The organism is Pseudokineococcus sp. 5B2Z-1 (assembly GCF_037482305.1).
Classification (GTDB): Bacteria; Actinomycetota; Actinomycetes; order Actinomycetales; family Quadrisphaeraceae; genus Pseudokineococcus.
This window is the reverse complement of sequence record NZ_JBBHZG010000003.1, coordinates 410,330-435,476: the sequence shown is the minus strand read 5'-3', so window position 1 is coordinate 435,476 and position 25,147 is coordinate 410,330. Positions and strand designations below refer to the sequence as shown.

Sequence of the window (25,147 nt, the reverse complement as noted above, 5' to 3'; positions counted from 1 at the left end):
GGAGGTCAGCGGACGGGGAAGTCCGCGACGTACTGCGGCGTACCGGTGTTCGTGTCGTCCACCTGGCCGCCGACGCCCTCGACGACGTGGCGGATGGTTCCCGCGCCGAGGTTGACGGTGAGCAGGTGGTGCAGCTGGACGCCCGGCGTCGTCGGCGTCTCGAACCCGTTCTCGGTCACGATGCTCGGGTCGTTCCGGTTGTAGACGTACGACCCGCCGCCGTAGAGGCGGTGCGTGCGCACCGAGTCCGCCACCCGGTAGCCGGGGTAGCCGAGCGTGCCGTCGGGCTGCGTCCAGTCGGCCTGCGTGGGCGGGTCGTACGGCAGCTCGTTCTGGTACAGCACCACGGTGCCGCGCTCGCCGTTCCAGGTGGTGTTGACCCGCTGGAAGTGCTCGACGAAGAGGCCGGTCGCGGTGACGTCGTCGCCGTTGACGACGGCGCCCTGGCGGCCGGTGTTGACGGCCCAGCGCTCGTCGTCGCCGAGGAACCCGCCGGAGAAGTCCTCGACGCCGTGGTCGCCGCGCCACACCCAGGTGTGGTCGACGAGGACGTCGTCGCTGTTGACCTCGAGCGCGGTGTCCACCTTGCCGACGTGGGGCCCGCCGACGCGGAAGAAGACGTCCGACAGGGTCGTCGGGTCGTCGGCCCCGCGGTGCGCCCGGCCCGCGTTCCCGTTCTTCGACCCCACCTGCAGCAGCACCGGCGACTCGACGGTGCCGGCGTCGATCGTGACGCCCGCGACGACGACGCCGGGGACGTCGGCGACGGTCAGGGGCACGGCGCCGCCGACCGCGGTGAGGGTGGCGTGGCCGAGCCCGAGCACGACGGTGCCGGCCCGCTTCACGGCGATGGTGCGGTCGACGTCGTAGACGCCCGGCGTGAGCAGGAGGTTGCTGCCGCGCGCGAGGGCGTTGTTGATGTCCTTGACGGCGCTGCGGGGCGTGGCGACGTAGAAGGACGACAGCGGCAGGGTGCGCCCCTCGGCCAGGTCCTGCTCCCACGAGGCGCCGCGGGTGCCGCGGTGCGCCGCGGGCACGCGGACCTGGTAGCGGCCCTTCCCGTCGACCCAGAGCCAGGGCTTCTCGCGGCTGAGCGGCGTCTCGTCGAGCACCGTGTACGGCGGCGTGGGGAAGCCCTCCTCGCTCGGGGCGCCCTCGACGCCGGAGAACACCTGGTTCCAGACGCCGTTGGACCACGAGCCGATCGAGCTGTTGCGGGTGAGCCACTGCTGCTGCGAGCCGTTGACGACGTCGCCGGCGACCGTGTCGGCCATGAAGCCGCCGCTCGCGAACTGCGGCCCGTCGGTGCAGTAGTCCATCAGCGAGAGCGTGCCGCCGGTGACGTGCACGCGCCGCATCGGCGAGGCCTGCGAGACGGCGAAGAAGTTGGCCGTCGAGCGGCAGCCGTCCTGCCCGGCCGCGTTCACGGCGATGTGGAGGTTGGACACGGTGCGCCAGAAGTTGTCGAGGGCGATGCAGTTGGGGCTGCCGTCGGCGTTCGGGCGGCAGCGGTTGTAGACCTCGACCTTGCCGTTGATGGTGACGTCGTCCGGCGAGGCGCCGAGGCCGGCGACCTCGGTGTAGTAGCCGACCTTCACCTGCAGCGGCTCGGCGTCGGTGCCGTAGGTGCCGGGGCGGAAGAGCAGCGCGTAGCGCTCGGTGCCGAACTCGTTGGTGAACTGCTGGGCGTAGACCTCGTCGACCCTGGCCTGGATCTCCGCCGTCGGCATGCTCGGGTCGAAGACCGTGACGTTCGGGCCGAGGTCCGACGTGGGGGGCTGGGGCGGCGCTGCGGCCGCGGGGCCGGCGCCGAGGGCGCCGGTGAGCAGGAGACCGGCGGTCAGGGCGGCGGCGGCGCGCCGTCCCGTCCGTCCGGGTCGGGGGGGCAGGTGTCGCAACGTGGTCCTCCTCGTCGAGGGCGTCACTTGGTGACTCGTGTCACCAGCGCGCGGATCGTCGCACGACGGCGCGCTCCTGCCCAGGGCCGGCGGTGCTCGATCCGCCTGCGCACGCCGCCGCGTAGGTTCGGCCCCTCGACGAGGGGAGGTCGGTGATGGGACGCGACGAGTTCGCCGTGGCACCGGCAGCGGCGCAGGAGCCGCTCGTGCTGGCGCTGGACGTGGGGTCGACGGCGACGCGCGGCGCGATCCACGACGCGACCGGGCGACCGGTCGGTCGCCGGGCCAAGGTCGCCCACGCCTTCACCACGGGGGCCGACGGCACCTCGGAGGTCGACGCCGACCAGGTGGTCGACGAGGTCGCCGACGTGCTCACGCGGCTGCTCGACCACCACGAGGGCCCGCCCGTGGCGGGCGTGGCGCTCGACACCTTCGCCACCTCGCTGGTCGGCGTCGACGCGAGCGGGCGCGCGCTCGGGCCCTGCTCGACCTACGCCGACTCCCGCGCCGCGGCGCACGTCGCCCCGCTGCGCACCGAGCTCGACGAGGCCGCCGTCCAGCAGCGCACGGGGACGCGCCTGCACACGAGCTACCTCGCGCCCCGGCTGCGGTGGCTGGCCGAGACCCGCCCCGACCTCGTCGCCCGGGTCGCCACGTGGACGTCGCTCGGCGAGTACGTCCACCTCCGGCTGCTGGGGGTCACCGCGGCGAGCACGCCCACGGCGGCCTGGACGGGGATGCTCGACCGTCGCACGGGCCGCTGGGACGAGGAGCTGCTCGCCGCGAGCGGCACGACGGCGCAGCACCTCTCGCCGGTGCAGGACCCCGGCGTGCCGATCGACGGCGTCGACGCCGCCCGCGTGGCCCGCCGCTGGCCGGCGCTCGCGCACGCCGCCTGGTTCCCGGCCGTCGCCGACGGCCTCTCGAGCAACCTCGGCACCGGTGCGGGCGACGCCGCGTCGATGGCCCTCGCGGCGGCCACGAGCGGGGCCGTGAGGGTGCTCGTCCCCGGTGTGCCCGAGCACGTCCCCGAGGGCCTGTGGTGCTACCGGGTCGACGCGCGGCGCAGCCTGCTCGGCGGCGCCGTCAACGACGTCGGCCGGCTCGTGGCGTGGGCGCAGGCGACCCTGCGGCTGCCCGAGGACGACGCGGCGCTCGACGCCGTCCTCGCCGCGGCCCCGGACCCGCGGACGCCGGCCGTCGTGCCCTTCCTGTCCGGCGAGCGCAGCACCGGGTGGGCGGCGAGCGCCCGCGCCGTCGTCGCCGACGTCTCCGCGGGCACGACGCCCGAGGCGCTGTTCCGCGGCAGCGCCGAGGGCGTCGCGACGACGTACGCGCGGGTCGTCGAGCAGCTCGTCGAGGTGGCGGGCCGCCCCGAGCGCCTCGTCGCCTCGGGACGCATCACCCAGGGCCTTCCCCACCTGCTGCAGCTGGTCGCCGACGCCATCGGCGCGCCCGTCCAGCGGGTCGACCTCAAGCGGACGACGCTGCGCGGCACCGCGCTGCTGGCGCTCGAGGCGCTGGCGCCCGACGTCGTCCGCGCCGACCCGCCGGTGGCGGGCGTCTTCGAGCCCCGGAGCGAGCGGGCGGGGCACTACGCCGCCGTCCGGGAGCGCTTCGACGCGCTGTACGACGTCGCGCGGGGTCGCTGAGACCCGAGCCGACGGGAGGGGGTGGACCTGTTCGGCGCTCGTGACCGTGCACGGTCACGAGCGTCGAACAGGTGCGGCGGGGGTCAGGCCGGCTGCACGGCCAGGGCCGCCACGGCGGCGACGACGACGAGCGGCACGAGCACGAGCCCGCGGGCGGCGAAGCGCCACCAGTCGACGGGCACGCCGGCCTCGCGGCACGCCCGCGCCCACAGCAGCGTGGCCAGGCACGCCCACGGCGTGACGAGCGGGCCCAGGCCGACGCCGACGAGGAGGGCGACGACGCGCTCCGGGCTCCCGGCGACGGGCTCCAGGGCCAGGTAGGCGGGCAGGTTGTCGACGAGGTTGGCGCCGACGGCGCCGACGGCCGCCAGGCGCAGCAGCCCGCCGAAGCCCTCGCCGTCGCCGGCGGCGACCGCGAGGGGCGCCGTGAGGCCGTGCTCGCCGGCGGCGGCCACGAGGAGGAAGAGGCCGAGGACGCCGACGAGGAGGGGCAGGTCGGTGAGCCCGCGCAGCGAGGCGCGGCGGCGCACGGCCGCCGCGAGCAGGACCACGGCCGCCACGAGGGCGGGCACCTCGACGGGGACGCCGACGAGCGGCAGCAGCGCCAGCGCGGGCGCGAGCAGCACGCAGACGACCGACGCGAGGACGAGCTCGCCGCGGTCCGCGGTGGCCGGCGGCGGCACGAGCGCGGGGTCGTAGCGGCCGCGCAGCGCCGGCCGCCCGAGCAGGGCGAGGACCGCCACGGTGACGAGCACGCCGACGACGGCGGGCGCCAGCGCGAGCCGCAGGAACTGCGCCTCCCCGCCGGGGAGCCCGGGACCGGCCACCGCGAGGAGGTTGGTGAGGTTCGCCACGGGCAGCAGCAGGGACGCGGTGCTGGCCAGCCAGACCGTCGTCATCGCGAGGAGCATCGGCGGGGTGCCGATGCGCCGGGCCAGGACGAGCACGACCGGCGTCAGCAGCACCGCGGTGGTGTCGAGAGACAGGACGGCGGTGCACGCCGTCGCCAGGGCGACGACGGACAGCCACAGCACCCACCGCCGTCCGCCCGCGAGGGCGGCGAGGCGCCCGGCCGCGGCGGCGAAGACGCCGGCGCGGTCGGCCAGCGTCGCGACCACGGTGATGCCGAGCACGAAGAGCAGCACGGGCGCCGTCCGCCCGACCACGTCGCGGGCGCCGTCCTCGCTCAGGGCACCGCTCACCACGGCCAGCGCGCCCGCCCCCGCGAGCAGGAGCCAGACGCCGCCGCGCGCGGAGGGGTGCTGCAGCGCGGCCCTCACGTCAGCACGGCGCCCCGGGCGCGGCGGTGCGCCGCCCCCGGCCCACCCCGGAGCGGCGCAGCGGACCGGCGTCGCAGGCCGACGGGGGCGTCACCGCAGGACGACGTCGAGCGCACGGCGCCCGTCCTTGGCCGGGGGGCCGAGCTCGACGACGACGTCGTCAGCACCCCGCACGGACGCGGCCGTGGCGTCGCGCACCAGGGGCGGCAGGGCGGTGGCGAGCAGGTCGCGCAGCTCCTCCGGTGTCGCGGGCGCCGACGGCTCGAGGGCGCAGGCCCGCGCGACGAGCCCGCGGGTGTGCTTGGCCATGTGGGAGACGACGGACCGCTTCCCGTCGCTCTCGCGCAGGACCCGCACGGACGCCGTCCGGGAGGCCGTCCCACCGCGCGGGGTCCAGGCCGCGGCGTAGTCGGCGGAGCGGCAGTCGACGACGAGGCGGCCCGCGGCCAGCGGGTCGAGCGCGGCGCGCAGCGGCTCGCGCCACAGCGCGGCCAGCCCGCCCAGGTCCGGGAGAGGGACCCCCATGGACAGCCGGTACGGCGGCACGCGGTCGTCGAGCCGCAGGGCGCCCCACGCCGCCGAGGAGACGAGGAGCCGCTCGACGGCGCGCTCGCGGGCGCCGTCGTCGAGGGAGGCGAGGTCGAGGGCGTCGTAGAGGACCCCGGTGTAGAGCTCGGCCACCGGGACGGCGGGCTCCGTGCGCCAGCGGGTGGTGCGCTCGGCCTCCGGGCGCAGCTGCTCGCTGCCGGCGCCGAGGGCCTCGCGGCCCGCGCGGGTGCGGCTCAGCCGGGCCGCCGCGCCGAGCACCCGGCGGCGGGTCGGCGTCAGGCCGGGGGAGGAGAGGGCGCGCAGGTCGACGGGCTCGCCCTCCTCGGCGCCGGTCTTGCCCTGGGACGGCGGGAGCAGCACGAGCACGGCCGGAGCCTACGGAGGCTTCGCAGCGAGAGGTGCGCCAGAGGAGGGCGTCCGCAGAGCCTTGTCGCTCGTGACATCTGTACGTCACCCTGGACCGCACCTACAGGGGGTGGTGGCGGCTTGAGTCGATCGATCATCACCCCCGCGCGCGCCCCGCGCACGAGGCTCGCCTGGTGCCTGCTCGTGGCGGCACTCGTCTTCGCTCTGTCGGTCCTCGTGGTTCCACCGCTGCTAGAGCAGCCAGCCGACCCATCGCCCCGGTGGGTGGTCGTCCTGCGCGACGAGGTCGTGCTCGGCACCCTGCGGGTGAGTGCGCTCCTCCTGGTCGGACTCGCGTTCACCTCGTTGAGGTCGGCGACGACCCGACGGCGTCCTGGGCCCATCGTCGTCCGTGAACTGACGACCGCGTCGCAAGGGGAGGACTGCTCAAGCCCCGATTGCATCCCGCCCAGCGCGGAGGTCGCGGGTCGCGCCACGGCGACCTTCCGCGAGGCGCTGGCGTCGATGCGGGTTTCCGTCCCGACGTCCATCCCCGGCAGCAGCGGTGCGGGAGAGGGCGTGGTGGAGGAGGTGCGGCAAGCGGCGACGACAGCTTCAAGTCCGTGGGCGATGCTCGTCCACGGACTCGCGGGCCTCGTTGCGCCCGCGGCCTACCGGGTGGCTGGGACCATCCACCACCGTGCGGGCCCGGGCCACTGCTGGAGCGTCGTCATCGACGTCAGCGGAGGGATGTCGGGTGCCCTCGGCACGACCATCACCGCCCGCGGAGTCACGGCTGAGGCGGCGGCCAAGACGGCTGCCAACGCCTTCGGTGCCTGGCTGGTTCCACGAACGCGACTGGGCTCCCGGCCACCATGGTCCTGGCATCAAGGCGTCTCCCTCGATCCGCGTCTTTTCGAGGCGTACCGGACGGGCGAGGCGCGATTAGGCGAACGTCGGCTGGAAGAGGCACTGGGGGCCTTCCGGCGAGCCTGTGCTCTCGATCCGGGCAATCTCTACGTGCGCTACCGCGTGGGCCTCGTCGAGGAGCTCATGGGACGTAGGGTCGCCGCTCTCGCGACCTACTCCGCCGCACTGGACGCGGGAGCCGAGCTGGACCGTCGGGTGTGGAACCGCTTGCGGCGACCCGTCGCACAGGGCCATGCGACAGGGACCGACGGTGCTGGCATCAGACGACCTTGGCGGTACGGGGTCCTCGTCTCCAAGCCCGACGTACTGCTTCTGCTGAGGTATCGGCTCGTCTGCCTGCTAGCCGCGTCGAGCCACCTCGCCGACGACTGGCGTCAGCGACAAGACCGCGAGCACCGCATGACCCGGGAGACGTTGACCGACTGGCTTCGTGAGCCCGTGAGGCAGATCGTCAAGTCGGCATACCCGAACGCCGGGAGGGAGTCACCCACCCCTTCTCAGCAGGCCGCCCTCGAGTGCGTCGACCTGGAGGGGCATGGATGTCGGCTCGAGTGGTGGTTCCGCGTCCTGGCTGCCGACGAAGCGCGGGAGCTCGTGCGTGACTACGCCTGGTGGAGGGGACGCCGGCGTGGCCGATCGGCGGTGAGCCAAGCGGCCGTCACCGTGCTCGCACCCTGGTCCACCCTGCAGCTCCTCGCCGCGGAGGCTCGCCTCGGTCTGCGGGCACGAAGCGACATGACTCAGATCCCCACCGCCTGGGGACGTCGCGTCCTGGGCTCTCCTGCGCCCCTGGCCGTCAGTGCCGCCCGAGCCGGCGCTGGCTGGTGCGACGTCGTCGACGGAATGGTGCGGACGCGTTCACGGCGGGCGTGGCAGAGGCTGCGCTCCCGCTCTGCATGGCAGGAGCACTACAACCTGGCTTGCACCTACGCAGTCGCCATGGAGCTGGATGAGGACTCAGCGCACCGGGGCGAACTGGCGCACCGTGCCATCCGGCACCTGCAGATCGCCGTGGCGACGACGGACAGCCAGTTCGTCTCCGCACGGGCGGACTGGCTCGCCAGCGAGGACGACGACCTGCACCTGCTGCGTCGACAGCCTGAGTTCGCGCGCTTCCTCTGGCTAGCCCTTCCCGGCAGCGTTGGACGACGGCCCAGGAGCGTGAGCCAGCTCCTCAGGCACCGCCACCGAGTGGCGGTGCTGCTGGCGCTGTCGCGCCACCGTGCCGCCGTCCTCGGCGGTGACCGGGAGGCCTTCGATGACGAGACCTGGCGTCGAGAGGACGATGACGCTTGGCGCCTCCTCGCTCAGGTGGCCTCGGACACGGCTTCGTGGAAGGAGCGCGTGCTGGTCGTCGAGCAGCTCAGACCGGCACATCGAGCCCTTGCCGTCTATCCGACCTACGCGGACGAGCCGATGTCCACGTGGGAGCTGGCGAGTGACGCTCACGGGACCGAGCGGCTCGCAGACCTCCTGGATCGGGCCGCACAGATGAGCACGGACGTGCGGACCTGGCACCTGCGCGTGGTGCGCGAGCACGCTCAGCTCGTGCCGGGATCGCGGGTGGCAGCGGCTGGTGAGGCGGAGCGTCGTAGAGCGCTGTGGTCGTCGACGGCAACCCTGCTCGAAGCACTCCTCGATCCAGTGGAGGAGGGGTGGGTGTTGCAGTGCAAGCCCGGGCTCGACACGGCTCTCCATGCCTGGTGCCAAGAGGTCAGTGCGGTCTCCGGATCTCCCGCTGTCCTCTCAGGCGGCGACTCTGGCGAGGTCGAGACCTCCTGCTCCATGCAGGCGTGCTCCGTGCTCGGTGGTATCGGAGGGAGTGCCTGCCCGGGGCGGCAGGCCCTCGATCACCTGAGCCGAGGTCAGCTCTGAGGAGGTGCGCCGGCCGCGTCGACGGCGACGCGCAGGCTCTCGCGCAGCGCCCGGACGCCCGGGCTCGTGGCGGCGCCGCGCCGCACGGCGGTGAAGAGGCGGCGCCGCGGGCGCTCGGGCAGGCGGTGCAGGCGGACGCCCGGCGTCCGGCCGGCGCGGGCGAGGTCCGGGACGAGCGCCACGGCGTGGCCGGAGGCGACGAGGTGGGCGTGCAGGAGGACGTCGCTCGTGACGATCCGCACGTCGGGCTCGAAGCCCGCCTCGCGGCAGCGGGCCAGCGCCCAGCGGCCCGGGTCCAGGCGCGGCGGCTCCATCACCCACGGGACGTCCGCGTGGTCCTCCAGGCGGTGGCCTCGACCGGCCAGCGGACCCTCGAGCGGCACGGCGAGGCGGAACTCGTCGTGGAGGAGGTCCTCGAGGTCGACGCCCGGCGAGCGCGCGGTCGGCGAGCCGGGGTACTCCTCGCCGAGGACGAGGTCCGCGTCGTGGGCGGTGAGGGCCGACAGCGCGGGCGCGGGCTCCTGCTCGACGAGCTCGACGCGCAGGTCGGGGTGGTGCTCGGCCAACCAGGTGAGCGCGTCGGGCACGAGCGAGAGCAGGACGGAGGCGAAGGCGGCGACCCGCAGGGTGCCGCGCGCCGTGGACCCGAGGGCGGCGAGGTCCGCCTCCGCCTGCTCGAGCTGCGCCAGGACGGCGTCCGCGTGGCCCACGAGCACCCGGCCCGCCGCGGTGAGCCGCACGCGACGGCCGGCCGGCTCGAGCAGCTGGGCCCCGGCCTCGCGCTGGAGCTGCGAGAGCTGCTGCGAGACAGCGGACCTGCTGTACCCCAGGGCGGCGGCGACCTCGGCGAGGGTCCCGCGGCGGTCGAGCTCGTGGAGCAGGCGGAGCCGGTGGACGTCGAGCACGGTGCGCCCCTCGGAACGGTCAGCAGAGGTGAACGGTACCGCTCGGACAGGGTCGCTGGACGGGAAGGTCGACGACGCGGACACTGGATCCTGCGACGGCGCGCCGAGGTGGTCCACGCCCGCGTCGGCGCGTGGTGGTCGCCGTCCCGCACGCCGGGACGCCGTGCGCGGCAGTCGCTCGCGCACCCCGACGACCTCCGAGGAGGAGCCCTCATGACCTTCACCTTCTTCCTGCTGCTGGCCCTCGCCGCCTGGGTCGTCGCCCTCGGCCGCCAGGCCGTGCCGCGCCGCCTCCGCGTGCCGCTCGCGCACGCCGGGAGCGGCGACCTGGCCCGCGACGCCGTGCGCGGGTTCCGCGAGCTCGCGCTCTCCGCCGACCGGCGCCCGGTCGACGTCCCGGTCCCCGGGCCCCGGCACGGAGGTGGCGCCGAGCGCCTGCCCGCCGCTCACCTCTGAGGTCCCCCCGACGACCTCCTCGCTGCCACGTCCCCCACCGGGGCGGGCGCCGGGGCCGGGGTCCGGTTGCCGGACCCCGGCCCGGGGCCCAGCGTGGAGGGGTGGCCGCGGGGCCCGTGCTGGAGACGACGGCGCACCCCGCGCACGCCACCTGCAGCGAGGAGCACCCCATGAAGGCTGTCGTCTGGCANCCCCCCCCCCCCCCCCGGGGCCCAGCGTGGAGGGGTGGCCGCGGGGCCCGTGCTGGAGACGACGGCGCACCCCGCGCACGCCACCTGCAGCGAGGAGCACCCCATGAAGGCTGTCGTCTGGCACGGCATCGGAGACATCCGCCTCGACGACGTCCCGGACCCGCAGGTGCAAGAGCCCACGGACGCCGTCATCGACATCACCCGCAGCGCGATCTGCGGCACGGACCTGCACTTCGTCCGCGGCACGATGGCGCCCATGGCCGAGGGCACGATCCTCGGCCACGAGGCCGTCGGCGTCGTCACCGAGGTCGGCAGCGCCGTCCGCGGGCTCACGCCGGGCGACCGGGTCGTCGTCGCCTCCACCGTCTCGTGCGGCATGTGCCGCTACTGCCGGATGGGCCAGACGGCCCAGTGCGACGTCGCCAACCCCAACGGGCCCCAGGCCGGCACCTGCTTCTTCGGCGGGCCGCAGAGCACGGGGCCCGTCGACGGCCTCCAGGCCGAGAAGGCCCGCATCCCGTGGGCGGTCAACACGCTGGTGCCCCTGCCGGACTCGGTCTCCGACGAGCAGGCCATCCTCCTGTCCGACATCTTCCCGACCGCCTGGTTCGGCGCGGAGCTGGCGGGCGTGTCCCGCGGTGACACGGTGCTCGTGCTCGGCGCGGGCGTCGTCGGCCAGTTCGCGATCGAGTCGGCGAAGCGGCAGGGCGCCGGCCGCGTCATCGTCGTGGACCGCGTGCAGACCCGTCTGGCGCAGGCGCTCGCGCAGCACGCCGAGGTCGTCGACTTCGACGCCGAGGACCCGGTCGAGACGGTGATGTCCCTCACGGGCGGCGTCGGCGTCGACCGCGTCATCGACTGCGTCGGCGTCGACTCCCAGCGGCGGCAGCGCGGGCCGGCCGCCGAGCAGGGGGAGCAGCAGGCCGACCAGTTCGCGCAGGAGGTCCGGCAGGCGGCGCCCGACGCCGACCCGCAGGGGGACCAGTGGGTCCCGGGGAACGCCCCGAGCCAGGCCTCGCAGTGGGCGGTCGAGTGCGTCGCCAAGAACGGCCAGATCGGCGTCATCGGCGTCTACGGCCCGACGATGACGAGCTACCCGCTCGGCGCGGCGATGAACAAGAACCTCACGGTCCGGATGGGCAACTGCAACCACCGGCCGACCATCCCGCCGCTGCTCGACCTCGTCGCGACCGGGGTCGTGGACCCGCTGCGCTTCATCAGCCAGGACGAGCCGACGACCTCGGCGATCGACGCCTACGAGCGCTTCGACCGGCGCGAGGAGGGCTGGCTCAAGACGGTCCTCGACGTGGCGTGAGCGGACGGCCGTGACGGACGAGCCCACCGGCGCCCCCGAGGGGGCGCCGGTGGCCACGGCCCACTTCGTCGGGACGGCGACGACCGTCCTGCGGCTCGGGCCCTTCACGCTGCTGACGGACCCCAACTTCCTCCACCGCGGCCAGCGCGCCTGGCTCGGGTACGGGCTGGTCAGCAAGCGCCTGTCCGAGCCGGCGATGCGGGTGGACGAGCTGCCCGCGCTCGACGGCGTCGTGCTCAGCCACCTCCACGGTGACCACTTCGACCGGGTCGCCCGGCGCGGTCTCGCGCGGGACCTGCCCGTCCTCACCACCGGGCAGGCCGCCGAGCGGCTGCAGCGCTGGGGCTTCTCGGCGGCGCGCGGGCTGGCGACGTGGGAGACGACCGTGCTGCGGCGCGACGGCTGGACCCTGCGGATCACCTCGACGCCTGGCACCCACGGGCCGGGGCCGGTGGCGCGGGTCCTCCCCGACGTCATGGGCACCGTCTACGAGCTCCTCCACGGCGAGGGCGCCGTGGAGCCGGCGCTCGTCCACCGGCTCTGGGTGAGCGGCGACACCCTCCGGCGGCCCTTCCTCCACGAGGTCGTCGAGCGCCACGGACCGCTCGACGCGGCCGTCCTCCACCTGGGCGGCACGCGGGTGCTCGGGCTGCTCGTGACGATGGACGACCGCCAGGGCGCCGACGTCGTGCGGATGCTCGCGCCCGGCGTCACCGTCCCGGTGCACTACGACGACTACACGGTCTTCCGCTCCTCGCTCGGGCACTTCGTCGACGAGTGGCGGCGGCGCCGCCTGCCCGGCGAGCTGCGCCTCGTCCAGCGCGGGGAGACGGTCTCGCTCGTCCCCGCGGGCTGAGCCGCCGCCCGACGAGGCGGCCTCACGCCGCCCGGTCGCCCGCCGTCCCCCGGCCCGTCGTCCGCTGGCCCGTCGTCCGGTCGCTGGTGGCCCGCAGCCAGCCCCGCAGGAGCGCGGTGGCGGCGCGGTCGGGGACGGCGCGCAGGAGGGCCTCGGGCAGGACCCGGCCGGTGGGCTCGCGCCGCGACGCCTCGGAGACCAGCGCCGTGCGGGGGTGGCTCTCGCGCTCGTAGGAGCGCAGCGCCGCCGCCGGGTCGGCCGCGGCGGAGGGCCGGCGCAGCGCGCGGGCGAGGGCGGCGGCGTCCTCGAGGGCCTGGTTGGTGCCCTGCGCGAGGGCGGGCGGCACGGCGTGGGCCGCGTCACCCAGCAGCGTGGCGCGCCCGCGGCCCCACGGCCGGTGGACCCGGTAGGTGCCGCGCTCGTAGGCGGTGAGCCGCGCCCGCGGGTCGTCCAGCAGGGCGAGGGCCGCCCGCGCCTCGGGCGCGCGCCAGCCGCCGAAGAGCCGGCGCAGCAGGCGCGCCGGCTCCTCGGGGCCGTCGTGGGGTCCTCTGCCCGTGCGCTCCTCGCCCGCGACGGCCGGCGGCCGGCGGACGTCCCACCACACCTGCACCAGCCCGTCGCCGCAGGGGTTGAGCCCGAGCATCCCGGCCCGCCCCACGAGGAGGAGGCAGGCGTCCCCGTCGTCGAGGGCCGTCCCCGTGGGCAGGGGCGGCAGCTGCCACGTCGTCGCCCCCGTGGGGCGCAGGGCGTCGCCGTGCAGCGCCGCGCGGACGGCGCTGCGCGCGCCGTCCGCGCCGACCACCGCGTCCGCCTCCGCGCGCCCGCCCCCGTCGAGCAGCACGGCCGGGCGCCCCCCGCCGTCTCCGTCCGGAGAGCCTTCGGCGAGCCCCGTGCACCGGGCGCCCGTCCGCACGAGCGAGCGCGTCGCGCCCGCGGCGAGGGCGTCGACGAGCCGGCCGCGCGGCACGGTCACGACGGCCCCGCCGGCGGCCCGCAGGTCGAGCGACAGCAGCGGACGTCCGTCCGGCGAGCGGCGCTCCATGCGCGTCAGGCGCCGGCCCAGCCGCTCGGCGTCGACGTCCAGGTCGTCGAGGACGGCCGTGGCCCCCGGCCAGAGCGTCACCGCGCCCCCGCTGTCGCGGAGCGCCGGCGCCTCCTCGAGCACGACCACGGCGTGGCCGTCGCGGTGCAGGCCCCGTGCCGCGGCGAGCCCCCCGACGCCGGCGCCGACGACGACGACCTCCACCTGCCCACCGCCCTCCGCCACCCCGGCGGCGGCTCCGGGCCATCGTGCGCGACGGCGCCCGCAGCGGCGCGGCCGGGCCCGGCGCCGCGTCTCCCGGGCGGCTGACGGTCGGCGACCGGTCCGACGGTCAGCGGCCGGGGCGCCGGCGCGCGTCACGCCTCCTGCGGCCCTCGAGCCGCTGCAGCCGCACCGGGCACACCGGCGCGTGCACGAGGGCGAGCTCGCCCTCCGTCATCCCCGGGTAGCGCGCCGCGTACTCCCGCGCGCACCCGCATCCCCCCGTGTCCTCCATGCTTCAACCATCGGCCGGCCGCGCCGGTCCGACGAGCACCGGGCGGCCCCGCGGGTGACGCCGCTCGGCCGGTCGGGTGCGCGACGGCGCGGCGGCCACCCGCCGGGTCCGCGGCCGCGAAGCCGCCTCCTGCGGGGCGCCCTACCTCGAGCCGCGCCCCTGCCCGCGCTCCGGTCCCGGTGCGACCGGGCCCGCGCTCCCGGGCCCGCTCGCCGCTCGGGCGGCGGCGAGCTCCTCGCGCAGGGCGGCCACCTGCGCCTGGAGCGCGTGGACGTCGCCGCGGGTGGCGGCCTGCTGCTCCACCTCGACGTCGCGGACCCGGTCGATGAGCCAGGAGGCGAGGGAGGCCGTCACGGTCCCGAGGAGGGCGACGCCCGCGACCATGAGTCCCACGGCGACGCCCCGCCCGCTGTCCGTCACCGGGTACAGGTCGCCGTAGCCGACGGTGGAGATGGTCGTCAGGGCCCACCAGACGGCGTCGGGGTAGGTCTCGATGAGAGCCCCCGGCGCGCCGCGCTCGGCGTCGAGGACGGCCAGGCCCGCCACCACGACGACGAGGACCGTGGCGCCCCCGACGTAGACGGCCACCCGCCCCCGCAGGCTGTCGGCGGCGTGGCGGTTCAGCACCGACAGGAGGGTGATGAGGCGCAGCAGGCGCAGCGGCCGCAGCAGCGGCAGGACGACGACGGCGACGTCGAGCGGGTGGCCCCGCAGGAAGGCCCCGCGGTCCTCGCTGAGCACGAGGCGCACGGCGAGGTCGACGGCGAAGACGGCCCACAGCAGCCACCCGGAGACGTGCGCCGTCGTGGCCCAGGCCGTGGCGAGGCCCGGCTCGAGGATGGGCACCGCGTAGGCGACGAGGTACAGGATCGCCGCCGCGGTGAGGGGCCACTCGGCCCGCCGCTCCCAGCGGCGCCGCCGCGCGTCGTCCTGCAGGCCTGCCATGGGGCGAGGCTAGGAGGTCGCACCGGCGTCCCTCCCGATCCGCACCGGACTCCCGCACCGGGGTCCCGCACGGGAGCGAAGGCCGGGGCCCCTCCGGGTCGCCACGCCGGCCGCACGCGTCCGCGCGGATGATCTGCGGCGCCCCTGCGCCGGGTCTCCTCAAGCGGGGGAGGGACGCGGACGACGGACCGGCCATGGGGGACAGCGGTGACCGGTGGATGGCGACGAGCCAGGCGAGCGCCGCTGCGGGCGCGCGGCGCGCCGGCGCCGAGGCGGCCCGTCGCGCGCTGGCGGGCCGCGCGCCGGCGCTCGTCGTCGTGCAGTCCGCCGGCCACCTCGACCACGTCGAGGTGCTCTCCGGCGTCCGCTCCGTGACGGGGGAGGCGCCCCTGCTCGGCGGCAGCGCGACGGACGCCTTCGGCGCGGAGGGGCCGGCCACGGACGTCGTCGTCACCGCCCTGGGAGGGCCGGGGCTGCGCGCGGCCACCGCCGCCAGCAGCGCCCCCGACGTGCGCGCCCGCGGGGCCGAGGTCGCCCGGGCGCTCGAGCACGTCGCGGGGAGGCACCGCCTGCTGCTCCTGCTCCCCGACGGGCTCGACTACAGCCAGGACCAGCTGGTCCGCGGCGTCTACGACGTCGCCGGGCCCTCCCTCCCCGTCGTCGGCGGCGGCTCCTCGGCGGTCGTCGGGCGGGAGCGCACCGCGCTCCTGCACGGCGGCGAGGTGCGCCGCGGCGGCGTCGTGGCGGCCGTCCTCGCCGCCGACCGCCCCTTCGGCGTCGGCGCCCACCACGGCATGCGCCCCGTGGGCGACGCCCTCGTCGTCACGGGCTCGACCGGGCTGGAGGTGCGGACGCTGGACGGCGAGCCGGCGCTCGACGCCTACCTCGCCCGCCTGAGCGCACCGTCGGCCGCCCACTACGACGCCAGCGCCTTCGCCGCCTTCGCGCAGCTGCACCCGCTGGGGCTGGCCCGCCGCCGCCGCGAGGAGGCGCGCGTCGTGGTGGGGGCCGACCTGCGCCACCGCACGCTGCAGTTCGTCACGCCCGTCCCGCAGGGCGGCCTCGTCCGGCTCATGGAGGGCGACGCGGGCTCGGTGCTGCAGGCCGCCCGCACCGCGTGCGACGAGGCGGTCGGGGGCCTGGGCGACCACGCGCCGGCCGGTCTCGTCGTCTTCAGCTGCGTGGCGCGCCGGCAGCTGCTCGGCGAGGACGGCGTCGCCGCGGAGGTCGCGTCGGTGCGCGAGGTCGGCGGCTCCGCCACGTCGGTGTCGCACAGCTTCGGGGAGATCGCCCGCACGAGCGGCTACGCGGGCTGCCACAACCAGACGCTCGTCGCGCTGGCGGTGTGAGGTGCCCGCGTCCGCCACGTCCCAGGCGCAGCTCGTCGAGTTCGTCGCCGCGACCTCGCTGAGCCGCTCCGAGGCGGAGGTCGTCGGCGCGGCGGCCGAGCTGGCCGCCACCACCATCGACGCCGAGGTGGCCCTCCTGCTCGACGGCGAGGAGGTGCTCTCCTCGACGGGGTGGGCGCCGGGTGCGGACGTCGGGCCCCTCGTGCGGGCGCTGGGCGCCTGCGGCTCGGCGACGGTCGAGCTGGAGGGCCTGGGCCCCGTGACGGCGCTCGCCATGCCGGTGCCCGCCCTCGGGCCGGGCGGCCACCTCGTGGTCGCCCGTCTCGACGACGGCTTCGAGCCCGCCGAGCGCGCCCTCGTCATGGGCATGGCGCGGCTGCTGGGGGTCTCGGTGGACGCCGCGCGCGCCCTGGAGGGCGAGCGGGACGCCCGCGCGCAGGTCGAGGAGACCGCGGGGGAGCGTCTCCGGCTGCTCGCGGCCCTGCGGGAGCGCGAGATGCTGCTGACGACGCTGCTCGAGGTCCAGCGGGCCATCTCCCACCGGCGCCCGCTGGAGGAGGTGCTCGACCTCGTCGCCCGGGGGACGAGCGCCTCGCTCGGCGGCGTCCCGGTCGCGCTGGTGCTCGAGAGCGGGCCCGCCGGCGACCGGCTCGGGGTCGTCGCCTCCACGCACCCGGGGGCGGCCGCCAGCGCCGAGGACCTCGTCGCCCTCGCCGTCCGGGCGGTCGCGGAGCACGGCACCAGCAGCGAGCGGGTCGGCGCCGAGGTGCGGCTCGCCGCTCCCGTCCACCTGCAGGGGCGGGCGCTGGGAGCGCTGCTCGCCCGCGTCGCCCCCGCGGACGCCGGCGCCGCCGAGACCCTCCTCGCCGCCTTCGCCGAGCACGCGAGCCTCGCGCTGGGCGACGCCGACACCGCGGCCATCACGCGGCAGGCCTTCTACGACCAGCTGACGCGCCTGCCGAACCGGACGCTGCTGCTCGACCGGCTCGAGCGGGCGCTCGCGCGCCGGGACGGGTCCGCCCGGACCACCGCCCTGCTCTTCGTGGACCTCGACCGCTTCAAGCAGGTGAACGACCGGTACGGGCACGCCGTGGGTGACCGCGTGCTCGCGGAGTGCGCGGCCCGGGTCGAGGGCTGCCTGCGCGCGGACGACACGCCCGCCCGCCTCGGCGGCGACGAGTTCGCCGTCCTGCTCGAGGACGTGGCGAGCGAGCGCCACGCCGTCGACGTCGCCGAGCGCCTCGTCCAGGCCGTCTCGGCACCCCTGCGCTCGCTCGGCATCGAGCTCGGCGTCGGCGCGAGCGTGGGCGTGGCGCTCGCCGTGGACGGCGAGGGCGACGCCCACGCCCTCCTGGGGGAGGCCGACCTCGCCATGTACCGGGCGAAGGCCGAGGGGGGCGGGGCGGTCGTCGTCTTCCACCCGGGCATGCACGCCGAGCGGACCGACCGGCTGGCGCTCGAGGCCGACCTCGCGCGCGCCGTCGACCGCGAGGAGCTCGTGCTGCACTACCAGCCGGTCGTGGACCTGCGCGACGGGCGGGTCCTGGGCGCCGAGGCGCTCGTGCGCTGGCAGCACCCGGTGCGCGGCCTCCTCGGCCCGGACGTCTTCGTGCCCGTCGCCGAGGCGACCGGGGACATCGCAGCGGTGGGGCGGTGGGTGCTGCGCGAGGCCTGTCGGGCGGCGGCGCGCTGGCGGGCGACGGCGCCGTCGGCGACTGTCGCCGTCAACGTCTCGCCGCGCCAGGTCTCCGACCCGGGCTTCGTCGCCCTGGTGCGCGACGCCCTGCGCGACGCGCGGCTCCCGCCCGAGGCGCTCGTGCTCGAGATCACCGAGAGCATGCTGCTGCCGGGCGAGGCGCCCGTGCTTCAGCGGCTCGAGGAGCTGGCCCACGCCGACGTGTCCGTCGCCGTGGACGACTTCGGGACCGGCTACTCGTCCCTGTCCTCGCTGCGCCGACTGCCGGTCGACGAGCTGAAGGTCGACCGCAGCTTCGTCCGCGACATGGGCGACCGTGAGGGTCTCGCCGTGGTGCGGGCCGTGCTCGACCTCGCCCGCGCCCTGGGGCTGCGCTGCGTGGCCGAGGGGGTCGAGCACGCCGAGGAGGCCGCCCTGCTGGCCGGGCTGGGGTGCGAGCGCGCGCAGGGCTACCACTTCTCGCGCCCCCTGCCCGAGGCCGCGCTGCGGGAGATGCTCGCCGGTCGCGCCGCCCGGCCGGCCGCGGCCGCGGTGCCCGCGCCCCGGCAGCCGCGCCGCCGCACGTCCCGGTCGGGCCGGTGGGAGAGCGCGGCCGCACCGCGGGCCTGAGCCCTCGGCACGCCGCCCACGGCGCCCCGGCGCGCGGGATGGTCCCGGTCGTCGGCACGGGTCGTGCGGACGGGAGACGCGGGGGCGGACGAGTCGGTCTCTACGCCGGGTTCTGTCCCCCACCGCCGTCGCCGGCGCTGGTGGGGTGGCGACCATCCATCTCGGACGTGCGTCGCCGCACGCCTCCAGCGACCTACCCGGCAGCTCGGGCGGGCCGCCCTCGGACGCTGCCTGTCTGGTCTTGCTCCGGGTGGGGTTTGCCGAGCCACCCCCGTCACCGGGGGTGCTGGTGGTCTCTTGCACCACCCTTTCACCCTTACCGGGGCCGTCCGAGGACGGTCCCGGCGGTCTCCTCTCTGTGGCACTGTCCCGCGGGTCACCCCGGGTGGGCGTTACCCACCACCCTGCCCTGCGGAGCCCGGACGTTCCTCGGCGCCGCCCCTCGCGGGGCGACGACGCGGCCGCCCGACCGACTCGTCCGCGAGCGGGAGGCTAGACCGCCGGGCGGGGCGCCCGCGAGCCCGGCGCCGGGTCCTCGGCGGTCGCCCGGCGCGGCCCCGGCACGTCGGCCCGTCCGGTGCCCGGGTGGGCGTCCCCGGCCGGCGCCGCGCCGGGCCGACGCAGCCGCGCGGCGAGCGACGCCAGCGGCTCGGGCCGGCCGAGGGCGTAGCCCTGGAGCAGGTCGCAGCCCAGCCCGGCGAGCACACGGCCCTGCTCGGGCGTCTCGACGCCCTCGGCGACCACCCCGAGGCCCAGCGACCGGCTCATGGCCGTCACCGCCCGCACGAGCCGCGCGCGCCCGGCGCACGTGTGCGCCGTCGCGGTGAAGCCGGCGTCGAGCTTGAGGTAGGCCGCCGGCAGCCGGTCCAGGCGGCTCAGGGAGGAGTACCCGGTCCCGAAGTCGTCGACCGCCACCCGGACCCCGAGCGCCCGGCACGCCAGGAGGGTCGCGACGGCGCGCTCGTCGCCGCCCTCGACCACAGACTCCGTCACCTCGAGGACGAGCTGGGCGGCGGGCCAGCCCGTGCGGTCCAGGGCGGCGGCCAGCCGCTCGACGTAGTCGTCGTCGACGAGCTCGAGCCCGGAGACGTTGACGGCCAGCACGAGGCCGCGCTCGCGCGCCTCCGGCAGGGACGCGAGCTCGCGGCAGGCGCGCTCGAGGACGGCGGCGCCGAGCTCGCCGACGAAGCCGTGCGCCTCCGCGACGGCCACGAAGACCTCCGGGCTCACGGCGCCGCGCACGGGGTGCGTCCACCGGGCCAGCGCCTCCACGCCCACGGGGTGGCCTCCGGGGGCGTCGGCGGCCACCAGCGGCTGGTAGACCGGACGGACGGCGCCGGCCGCGACCGCGGCGCGCAGGTCCGCCGCGAGCGCGTCGACACCCGTCTCCGCCCCGGCGACCTCGCAGCGCGCCCGCCCGTCCCGCTTGGCGCGGTACAGCGCGGCGTCGGCGCGGCGCAGCGCCGCGGCCGGGCCCTCGGGCGGCGCCCAGGCGGCCACACCGGCCGACGCCGGGCGCCCGGCGTCGCGCACCAGGGGCGACAGGACCAGCGCGAGCTCGGCGGGGGGCGCGGCCAGGGCCACGGCGAACTCGTCGCCGCCGACGCGGGCGAGGAAGGCCGACCGCGGGAGCAGCGCGCGCCACCGAGCCGCCGTCGCCCGCAGCAGCTCGTCGCCGGCGTCGTGCCCCGAGGCGTCGTTGACGGCCTTGAAGCCGTCCAGGTCGACGAGCGCCACGGACAGCGGCCCGCCGGAGCGGCCCGCGGCCAGGGCCAGCCGCTCGAGGGCGTCGTCGAGGCCCCGCCGGTTCGGCAGCCCGGTGAGGCCGTCGACGCTCGCGCTGGAGGCCCGGCGCGCGAGCACGCCGACGACGAGGGCGACGGCCACGAGGACGACGTCGAGGGCCAGGGCGCCGAGCAGCCCGACGCCGCCGTGCACGAGGAGCGCCGCCGTCGTGGTGAGCAGGCACGCGGAGAGGTGGACCAGGGCGTGCAGACGGGCGAAGAAGACGCCCGTGTCGACGGCGACGAAGACGGACACCGCGGCGACCAGGACGGCGCTGCGCGGGTCGGGGGTCACGAGGACCGCCGCGCCGATGAGACCGGTGGCCAGCGCGGCGAGCAGGTGCGTGGCGAGGCGCGGCAGGTGCGCGCGGCGCGCGGCCACGAGCCCCCCGACGACGAGGGCCGACGCGCCCAGGGCCGTCAGCACCGGGCGCCCGGGCGCACCGCCGGCGCCGGCCGCCGCCACGAGCAGCGCCACGAGCCCGCCGGCGACGTAGAAGACGCCGAAGGCGGCGCCCACCGCCCGCGGCGTCGCCACCTCCGGCACCCGCCGCCACTCCTCCACGTCACCTTCTTCGGCCGGGGAGGGCGCGGGGCGCAGGGGGCGTCACCCGGACGCCGGGCGTGCGAGGGTGGCGCCGTGGACGCCACCTCGGCCGCGGGCGGCGGCGGGCTCGCCGTCGCGGTCGCCGTCGTCTTCCTCCTGCTGGGGGTCGCGCTCGTCGTCACCGGCGTCCTGGGCGTGCGACGGGCCGTGGCCACCCGCCGTCGGGGGGCCGCCCTGCGCGAGCGGGGGGTGCGGGCGCGCGGCACGGTCGTCGACCTGCAGATCAACACCCGCGGGAGGGGCCCGGAGGCGAGGACCACCTACCGCCCGGTCGTCACCTTCACGACGGCCGACGGCGCGGAGGTCACCACCGTGGCCGGCCCGGACGCGACGGCCGCCTGGGTCGAGCGCACCCCCGTGGTCGTCCGTCACGACCCGGCCGACCCCGAGCACGCCGAGGTGCTCGAGCCGGTCCCCGGCGTGGCGCTCGGCACCTCGACGACGGGGCCCCTGGCCGTCGGCCTCCTGCTCGCCGTCGTCGGCCTCGTCGTCGGGGCGACGGCGCTGGCGGGCCTCGTCACCTGAGCCCTCGTCACCTGAGCCCTCGTCACCTGAGCCCTCGTCACCTGAGCCCCCGTCACCTGAGCCCCCGCGCGGCTGCGCCGGACGGGTGAGCCGCGGCCGCCGGGGCCGCGACGCGGCCCGACCGCGGGCCACGCTGGGGCGTGCCGCCCGTCAGCCCGCTCGCCCTGCGCGCCCCGGTCGCCGCCCTGCTGGCGTCGCGGGCGCCCGCCGGCACGCCGCCCGAGGCCGTGGCCGCGCTGGTGCTGGCGCTCGCGGTGCCCGTCGTCGGGCCGGTCCTCGGCGTCGTCCTCGGCCGCTCGGCGCGGCGCCGCTGCGACGCCGAGCACCTCCCCGGCCGCGAGGTGGCCCTGGCCGCCGAGGTCGTGGGGTGGTCGCTGCTCGGCGTCCTCGCCCTCGGGGCCGTCGTCGTCGCGCTGCTCGTCGTCGTGCCGCTCGTCTGGCTGGCGGGCGCGAGCGGCTGAGCTGCTCGCCTCACCGTCCGGGCCGGCCGCGCACCGGCGGAGGCCCTCCTCCCGCTCGCCGTCGGGGACCACGTCCTCCCGGCTCACCCCCGCCGGCTCCCGCGCGCGCGCAGCCATCGCGGTCCCTGCTCGTCCCGGCCGGCCGCCGTCGCGAGCACGACGGCCGCCGTGACGAGCAGCAGCCCGACCGCGGCGGTCCACCCCGCCCCGCCGCCGCCCCGCCGCGCGAGCACCTCGAGCACGGCGCACACCGCCGCGACCGGCGCCGCCGCGAGCAGGGGCGGCCACAGGCGCCGCAGGACCGAGCCCGCGAGCCCGGGCCCGATGGTCCCCGGCCCGGCCGCCGCGGCCAGCGTCGTCAGCAGCACGTGGGTGCACCAGAGCGTGGCCGTCCCCGGCACGAGGACGGCGACGGCGACGCCGGGCGTCGTCCGCACCGCCGCCAGCGCCAGCGAGACGACGAGGAGCGCGGGCCCGACGACGGCGGCGGCCGACCGCGGGACCACGGCGGCGAGCGCGCAGACCGCGGTCGCCGCCGCTGCGGGCAGGGGCCCGAGCCCGGCCACCAGCCCTGCGGGCAGCGCCGTCAGCGCCGCGGCCGCCACGGCCGCGACCCGCAGCCCGAGCACGGGGCGGCTCACGTCGACCGTCCGGAGGCGGTCGACGCCCGGCCCGGCGCCCCCGGCGCGTCGTGGGCGCGCTGGGGGAGGAGGGGCCGGAGCAGGACGGTCGTCCCCCGTCGGCGCAGGCGGTCCGCGGCGAGGGCGCGACGGACGTCGGCGAGGCGGGCGGCGACCGCGTCCTCGCCCCGGGGCAGCGACTCGGCCAGGGGGGCGTCGCCGTCGCGCACGAGCGTCGCGTGGCCCCGGTCCGCGAGCTCGACGAGGAGCGCGACGGCCGCCTCGTCGAGCACGGAGCCGAGGAGCACGCAGGCGCTGCCGGCCGGGAGCGAGGGGTGGTCGGGTGGGAGGGCGGCGCGGCGGACGCGGGGGGTCGTCCGCACGTCGGCGAGCCAGGCGGCGGCGAGCAGCTGCCCGTCGCGGCCGCGCAGGGGCGGGCTCGTGCGCAGCCGTCCGCCCGCCTCGGCGAGGCGCACGCGGTCGCCGCGCCCCACGAGGTGGTGCACCAGTCCCGCGGCGACGGCGGCCGAGTCCTCGAGGCCGTCGGCCGACGCCTCGCCGGTGGCGAGGAGGAGGACGACGTCACCTCCCCGCTCGGCCGTGCGCTCGGCGAGCATCAGCCGGCCGGTGCGCCGCGTCGCGCGCCAGTCGACCCGTCGCAGGTCGTCGCCGCGGCGCGCCTCCCGCACGCCCCGCAGGTCGTCCCCGCCCCCCGCGGCGCGGGACCGGTGGACGCCGGCGGCGGTGCGCGCCGAGCGCAGGGCGACCTCCACGTCGGGAGCCCGCCGCCAGGGGACCACGGGGACCGATCGCGGGAGGGACGTCGCCCGGGCCACCGCCACCCGTCCCGTCGGCGTGGTGAGGACGACGCGGGCGCCCCGCACCGCGACGTGGCCCCGGCGCGCGGGCCGCACCACCGCGGACGCGACGACGTCGCCGCCCTCGGGCGGGAGCACGACGAGGTGGGACAGGAGGTCCGGCTCGGCGCCCTCCACCCGGACCTCCAGGCGCGCCGCCCAGGGGGCCTGCGCGCCGCGCCGCCCCGCAGCCGGCCCCTCGGGCGGGTGCGCCTCCACGTGCACGCGCACCTCGTCGCCGACGAGGACGCGGTCGGGCTCCAGGCGCACACGGACCCGCCAGCCCGACGGCGCCGCCCGGCCGAGCGCGAGCGCGAGCCCGAGGAGGGACGGGGCGGCCGCGAGGGCGACCACCGGGTGCCCCGAGACGAGCGCCGCGACGAGCGCGACGACGGCCGCGCCCACCGCCCCCGGCGCCGACCCGCTCACGGCGCCGTCGCGGCGGCCTCGACGCGGGGGAGGGGCACGTCCCGCAGGACGTCGGCGACGACGGCGGTCGCCGGCTCCCCGCGGACCCAGGTCTCCGGCCGCAGGACCAGCCGGTGGGCGAGGACGTCGACCGCCAGGTCGGCCACGTCGTCGGGGACGACGTAGCCGCGCCCCTGGAGCAGCGCCCAGGCCCGGGCGAGCTGCACGAGGCCGAGGCTCCCGCGCGGTGACGCGCCCACCAGGACCGACGGGTGGTCGCGGGTGGCCCGCACGAGCCCGACGGCGTACTCGACGACGGCGGCGTCGGCGTGGACCCGCTCGACGGCGTCCCGCAGCCGCAGGAAGCCCTCGGCGTCCAGGACGGCGGGCACCTCGACCTCCTCGCGCCGCCGCTGCACGCGCCGCTGCACGAGGTCCCGCTCGTCCTCGGCGGCGGGGTAGCCCACGGCGACCCGGGCGAGGAAGCGGTCGAGCTGCGCCTCGGGCAGCGGGTAGGTGCCCTCGGTCTCCACGGGGTTGGCGGTCGCGAGGACGGTGAAGCACGGGTCGAGCGGGTGGGTGGTGCCGTCGGCGCTGACCTGCCGCTCCTGCATGGCCTCGAGCAGCGCCGCCTGCGTCTTCGGGGGCGTTCGGTTCACCTCGTCGGCGAGCAGGAGCTGGGTGAAGACGGGGCCGGGCTCGAAGACGAGCGAGCCGTCCGGTCCCGGCACGGCGGAGCCGGTGACGTCCCCCGGCAGGAGGTCGGGGGTGAACTGGACGCGCCCCGCCCGCAGGCCGAGCGCCCGGGCGAAGGCCCGCGCCATCGACGTCTTGCCGGTGCCCGGCACGTCCTCCAGCAGCACGTGGCCGCCGGCCGCCATGACGGCGAGGACCCGGCGGAGCACGTCGTCCTTGCCGACGACCGCCCGCGCGACCGCCTCGACGACGCGGGCCCCCTCACGGCCGTGGCGCTCCGCGTCGTCCGGCCCCTCGTCCCCCGCCATGGCCCCACCGTCCCAGGTCGCCCGCGCGGACGTCGGGACGCAGCCCCAGCGCGTCCTCCGCGCCGCGCAGCAGGTGCTCCGGCACGGCAGGGCCCCCACCGCCGCCGCCGACCTCGGCACCGCCGACCTCGCCGCCGCGACCCCCGGTCCCGCCCTCCGGGGCGCGCCCCGTCCCGGCCCGGGCGAGGCGCTCGTGCAGGAGCCGGCGCGCGGGGGCCGAGGTGCGCGCGGCGTCGAGGTCGCTCCGAGCGCGGGTCACCGCCCAGCGGTCCGGCCTCTCCGCGCGGCCGGGACGCCGGACCGTCGACCAAGGAGACGGCCAGGTCTGCCCGCCCACGTGCGCCACCGCCGCCCGCCCGAGGACCACGAGCGCGGCCCCCAGCGCGGCGGCCGACCACCAGGCCCAGGAGACGCCGATCGCCTCCGCGGCCAGCACGACCACCAGCGCGAGGCCGGCCCCGACGAGGCCCCACGCCGCGGCGTGCCGCACCG

21 protein-coding genes and 1 other RNA gene are annotated in these 25,147 nt (G+C 77.6%); 9 read left to right on the top strand and 13 right to left on the bottom strand.

Annotation, left to right across the window (positions count from 1 at the left end):
- Nucleotides 1-5: 5 nt before the first annotated feature.
- Nucleotides 6-1,889, bottom strand: coding sequence for an adenylyl cyclase (locus WDV85_RS10510; protein ID WP_445263295.1), 1,884 nt, complete (start codon nucleotides 1,887-1,889; stop codon nucleotides 6-8).
- 164 nt (nucleotides 1,890-2,053) lie between these two features.
- Here WDV85_RS10510 and WDV85_RS10505 point away from each other — a divergent pair, with 164 nt between their 5' ends.
- Nucleotides 2,054-3,550, top strand: a complete 1,497-nt coding sequence (locus tag WDV85_RS10505) for a gluconokinase (RefSeq protein WP_339570622.1) — start codon at nucleotides 2,054-2,056, stop codon at nucleotides 3,548-3,550.
- Between the two features lie 83 nt (nucleotides 3,551-3,633).
- Here WDV85_RS10505 and WDV85_RS10500 read toward each other — a convergent pair whose 3' ends face one another.
- Complete coding sequence (locus WDV85_RS10500; protein ID WP_339570558.1) at nucleotides 3,634-4,830, bottom strand: SLC13 family permease; 1,197 nt, start codon at nucleotides 4,828-4,830, stop codon at nucleotides 3,634-3,636.
- 90 nt (nucleotides 4,831-4,920) lie between these two features.
- Nucleotides 4,921-5,745, bottom strand: coding sequence for a YaaA family protein (locus WDV85_RS10495; protein ID WP_339570557.1), 825 nt, complete (start codon nucleotides 5,743-5,745; stop codon nucleotides 4,921-4,923).
- Nucleotides 5,746-5,928: 183 nt separating this feature from the next.
- Here WDV85_RS10495 and WDV85_RS10490 point away from each other — a divergent pair, with 183 nt between their 5' ends.
- Nucleotides 5,929-8,529: a hypothetical protein gene (locus tag WDV85_RS10490; protein ID WP_339570556.1), complete on the top strand. Its 2,601-nt coding sequence runs from the start codon at nucleotides 5,929-5,931 to the stop codon at nucleotides 8,527-8,529.
- On the opposite strand, the gene WDV85_RS10485 is transcribed toward WDV85_RS10490, so the two are convergent.
- Nucleotides 8,520-9,434 carry a LysR family transcriptional regulator gene (locus WDV85_RS10485; protein ID WP_339570555.1) on the bottom strand — a complete coding sequence of 305 codons (915 nt, stop codon included), beginning with the start codon at nucleotides 9,432-9,434 and terminating at the stop codon, nucleotides 8,520-8,522. The two genes, WDV85_RS10490 and WDV85_RS10485, sit on opposite strands and share 10 nt — an antisense overlap.
- Before the next feature lie 213 nt (nucleotides 9,435-9,647).
- Between WDV85_RS10485 and WDV85_RS10480 the strand changes: the two genes are divergently transcribed.
- The 3 genes from WDV85_RS10480 (at nucleotide 9,648) to WDV85_RS10470 (ending at nucleotide 12,252) form a co-directional block, all read left to right on the top strand.
- Entirely contained in the window at nucleotides 9,648-9,890 is a 243-nt protein-coding gene (locus WDV85_RS10480) for a hypothetical protein (protein ID WP_339570554.1), read from the top strand.
- Between the two features lie 294 nt (nucleotides 9,891-10,184).
- Nucleotides 10,185-11,396 carry an alcohol dehydrogenase catalytic domain-containing protein gene (locus tag WDV85_RS10475; RefSeq protein WP_445263294.1) on the top strand — a complete coding sequence of 404 codons (1,212 nt, stop codon included), beginning with the start codon at nucleotides 10,185-10,187 and terminating at the stop codon, nucleotides 11,394-11,396.
- Between the two features lie 10 nt (nucleotides 11,397-11,406).
- Nucleotides 11,407-12,252, top strand: coding sequence for an MBL fold metallo-hydrolase (locus WDV85_RS10470; RefSeq protein ID WP_339570552.1), 846 nt, complete (start codon nucleotides 11,407-11,409; stop codon nucleotides 12,250-12,252).
- Nucleotides 12,253-12,274: 22 nt separating this feature from the next.
- On the opposite strand, the gene WDV85_RS10465 is transcribed toward WDV85_RS10470, so the two are convergent.
- The 3 genes from WDV85_RS10465 to WDV85_RS10455 form a co-directional block, all read right to left on the bottom strand.
- A complete protein-coding gene (locus WDV85_RS10465) occupies nucleotides 12,275-13,519 on the bottom strand; it encodes an FAD-dependent oxidoreductase (protein ID WP_339570551.1) in 1,245 nt (414 codons plus the stop codon).
- A 106-nt stretch (nucleotides 13,520-13,625) separates the two neighbouring features.
- Complete coding sequence (locus WDV85_RS10460) at nucleotides 13,626-13,790, bottom strand: hypothetical protein (protein WP_339570550.1); 165 nt, start codon at nucleotides 13,788-13,790, stop codon at nucleotides 13,626-13,628.
- A 141-nt stretch (nucleotides 13,791-13,931) separates the two neighbouring features.
- The gene (locus tag WDV85_RS10455; RefSeq protein WP_339570549.1) at nucleotides 13,932-14,735 is read right to left on the bottom strand and encodes a potassium channel family protein; all 804 of its coding nucleotides are present in this window, start codon (nucleotides 14,733-14,735) and stop codon (nucleotides 13,932-13,934) included.
- Nucleotides 14,736-14,929: 194 nt separating this feature from the next.
- Between WDV85_RS10455 and WDV85_RS10450 the strand changes: the two genes are divergently transcribed.
- Nucleotides 14,930-16,084, top strand: coding sequence for an FIST signal transduction protein (locus WDV85_RS10450; protein ID WP_339570548.1), 1,155 nt, complete (start codon nucleotides 14,930-14,932; stop codon nucleotides 16,082-16,084).
- 1 nt (nucleotide 16,085) lies between these two features.
- Nucleotides 16,086-18,389, top strand: a complete 2,304-nt coding sequence (locus tag WDV85_RS10445; RefSeq protein WP_339570547.1) for a putative bifunctional diguanylate cyclase/phosphodiesterase — start codon at nucleotides 16,086-16,088, stop codon at nucleotides 18,387-18,389.
- Between the two features lie 85 nt (nucleotides 18,390-18,474).
- Here WDV85_RS10445 and rnpB read toward each other — a convergent pair.
- Together rnpB and WDV85_RS10435 are read right to left on the bottom strand one after the other, a co-directional pair.
- Nucleotides 18,475-18,866: RNase P RNA component class A (rnpB, locus tag WDV85_RS10440), an RNA gene on the bottom strand.
- Nucleotides 18,867-18,881: 15 nt separating this feature from the next.
- A complete protein-coding gene (locus WDV85_RS10435; protein ID WP_339570546.1) occupies nucleotides 18,882-20,738 on the bottom strand; it encodes a putative bifunctional diguanylate cyclase/phosphodiesterase in 1,857 nt (618 codons plus the stop codon).
- A gap of 75 nt (nucleotides 20,739-20,813) precedes the next feature.
- Here WDV85_RS10435 and WDV85_RS10430 point away from each other — a divergent pair, with 75 nt between their 5' ends.
- Together WDV85_RS10430 and WDV85_RS10425 are read left to right on the top strand one after the other, a co-directional pair.
- The gene (locus WDV85_RS10430) at nucleotides 20,814-21,305 is read left to right on the top strand and encodes a DUF3592 domain-containing protein (RefSeq protein WP_339570545.1); all 492 of its coding nucleotides are present in this window, start codon (nucleotides 20,814-20,816) and stop codon (nucleotides 21,303-21,305) included.
- 140 nt (nucleotides 21,306-21,445) lie between these two features.
- Nucleotides 21,446-21,766: a DUF4190 domain-containing protein gene (locus WDV85_RS10425; RefSeq protein WP_339570544.1), complete on the top strand. Its 321-nt coding sequence runs from the start codon at nucleotides 21,446-21,448 to the stop codon at nucleotides 21,764-21,766.
- Between the two features lie 83 nt (nucleotides 21,767-21,849).
- Here WDV85_RS10425 and WDV85_RS10420 read toward each other — a convergent pair whose 3' ends face one another.
- The 4 genes from WDV85_RS10420 to WDV85_RS10405 are packed head-to-tail and all read right to left on the bottom strand — an operon-like array spanning nucleotide 21,850 to nucleotide 25,145.
- Nucleotides 21,850-22,407: a hypothetical protein gene (locus WDV85_RS10420; protein WP_339570543.1), complete on the bottom strand. Its 558-nt coding sequence runs from the start codon at nucleotides 22,405-22,407 to the stop codon at nucleotides 21,850-21,852.
- A complete protein-coding gene (locus WDV85_RS10415; protein ID WP_339570542.1) occupies nucleotides 22,404-23,672 on the bottom strand; it encodes a DUF58 domain-containing protein in 1,269 nt (422 codons plus the stop codon). Before WDV85_RS10415 ends, WDV85_RS10420 begins: the two co-directional genes overlap by 4 nt.
- On the bottom strand, nucleotides 23,669-24,655 hold the full coding sequence (locus WDV85_RS10410; RefSeq protein WP_339570541.1) for an AAA family ATPase: 987 nt from the start codon (nucleotides 24,653-24,655) through the stop codon (nucleotides 23,669-23,671). The genes WDV85_RS10415 and WDV85_RS10410 overlap by 4 nt, the downstream gene beginning before the upstream one ends.
- Nucleotides 24,609-25,145 carry a hypothetical protein gene (locus WDV85_RS10405; protein WP_339570540.1) on the bottom strand — a complete coding sequence of 179 codons (537 nt, stop codon included), beginning with the start codon at nucleotides 25,143-25,145 and terminating at the stop codon, nucleotides 24,609-24,611. The genes WDV85_RS10410 and WDV85_RS10405 overlap by 47 nt, the downstream gene beginning before the upstream one ends.
- Nucleotides 25,146-25,147 lie beyond the last annotated feature (2 nt).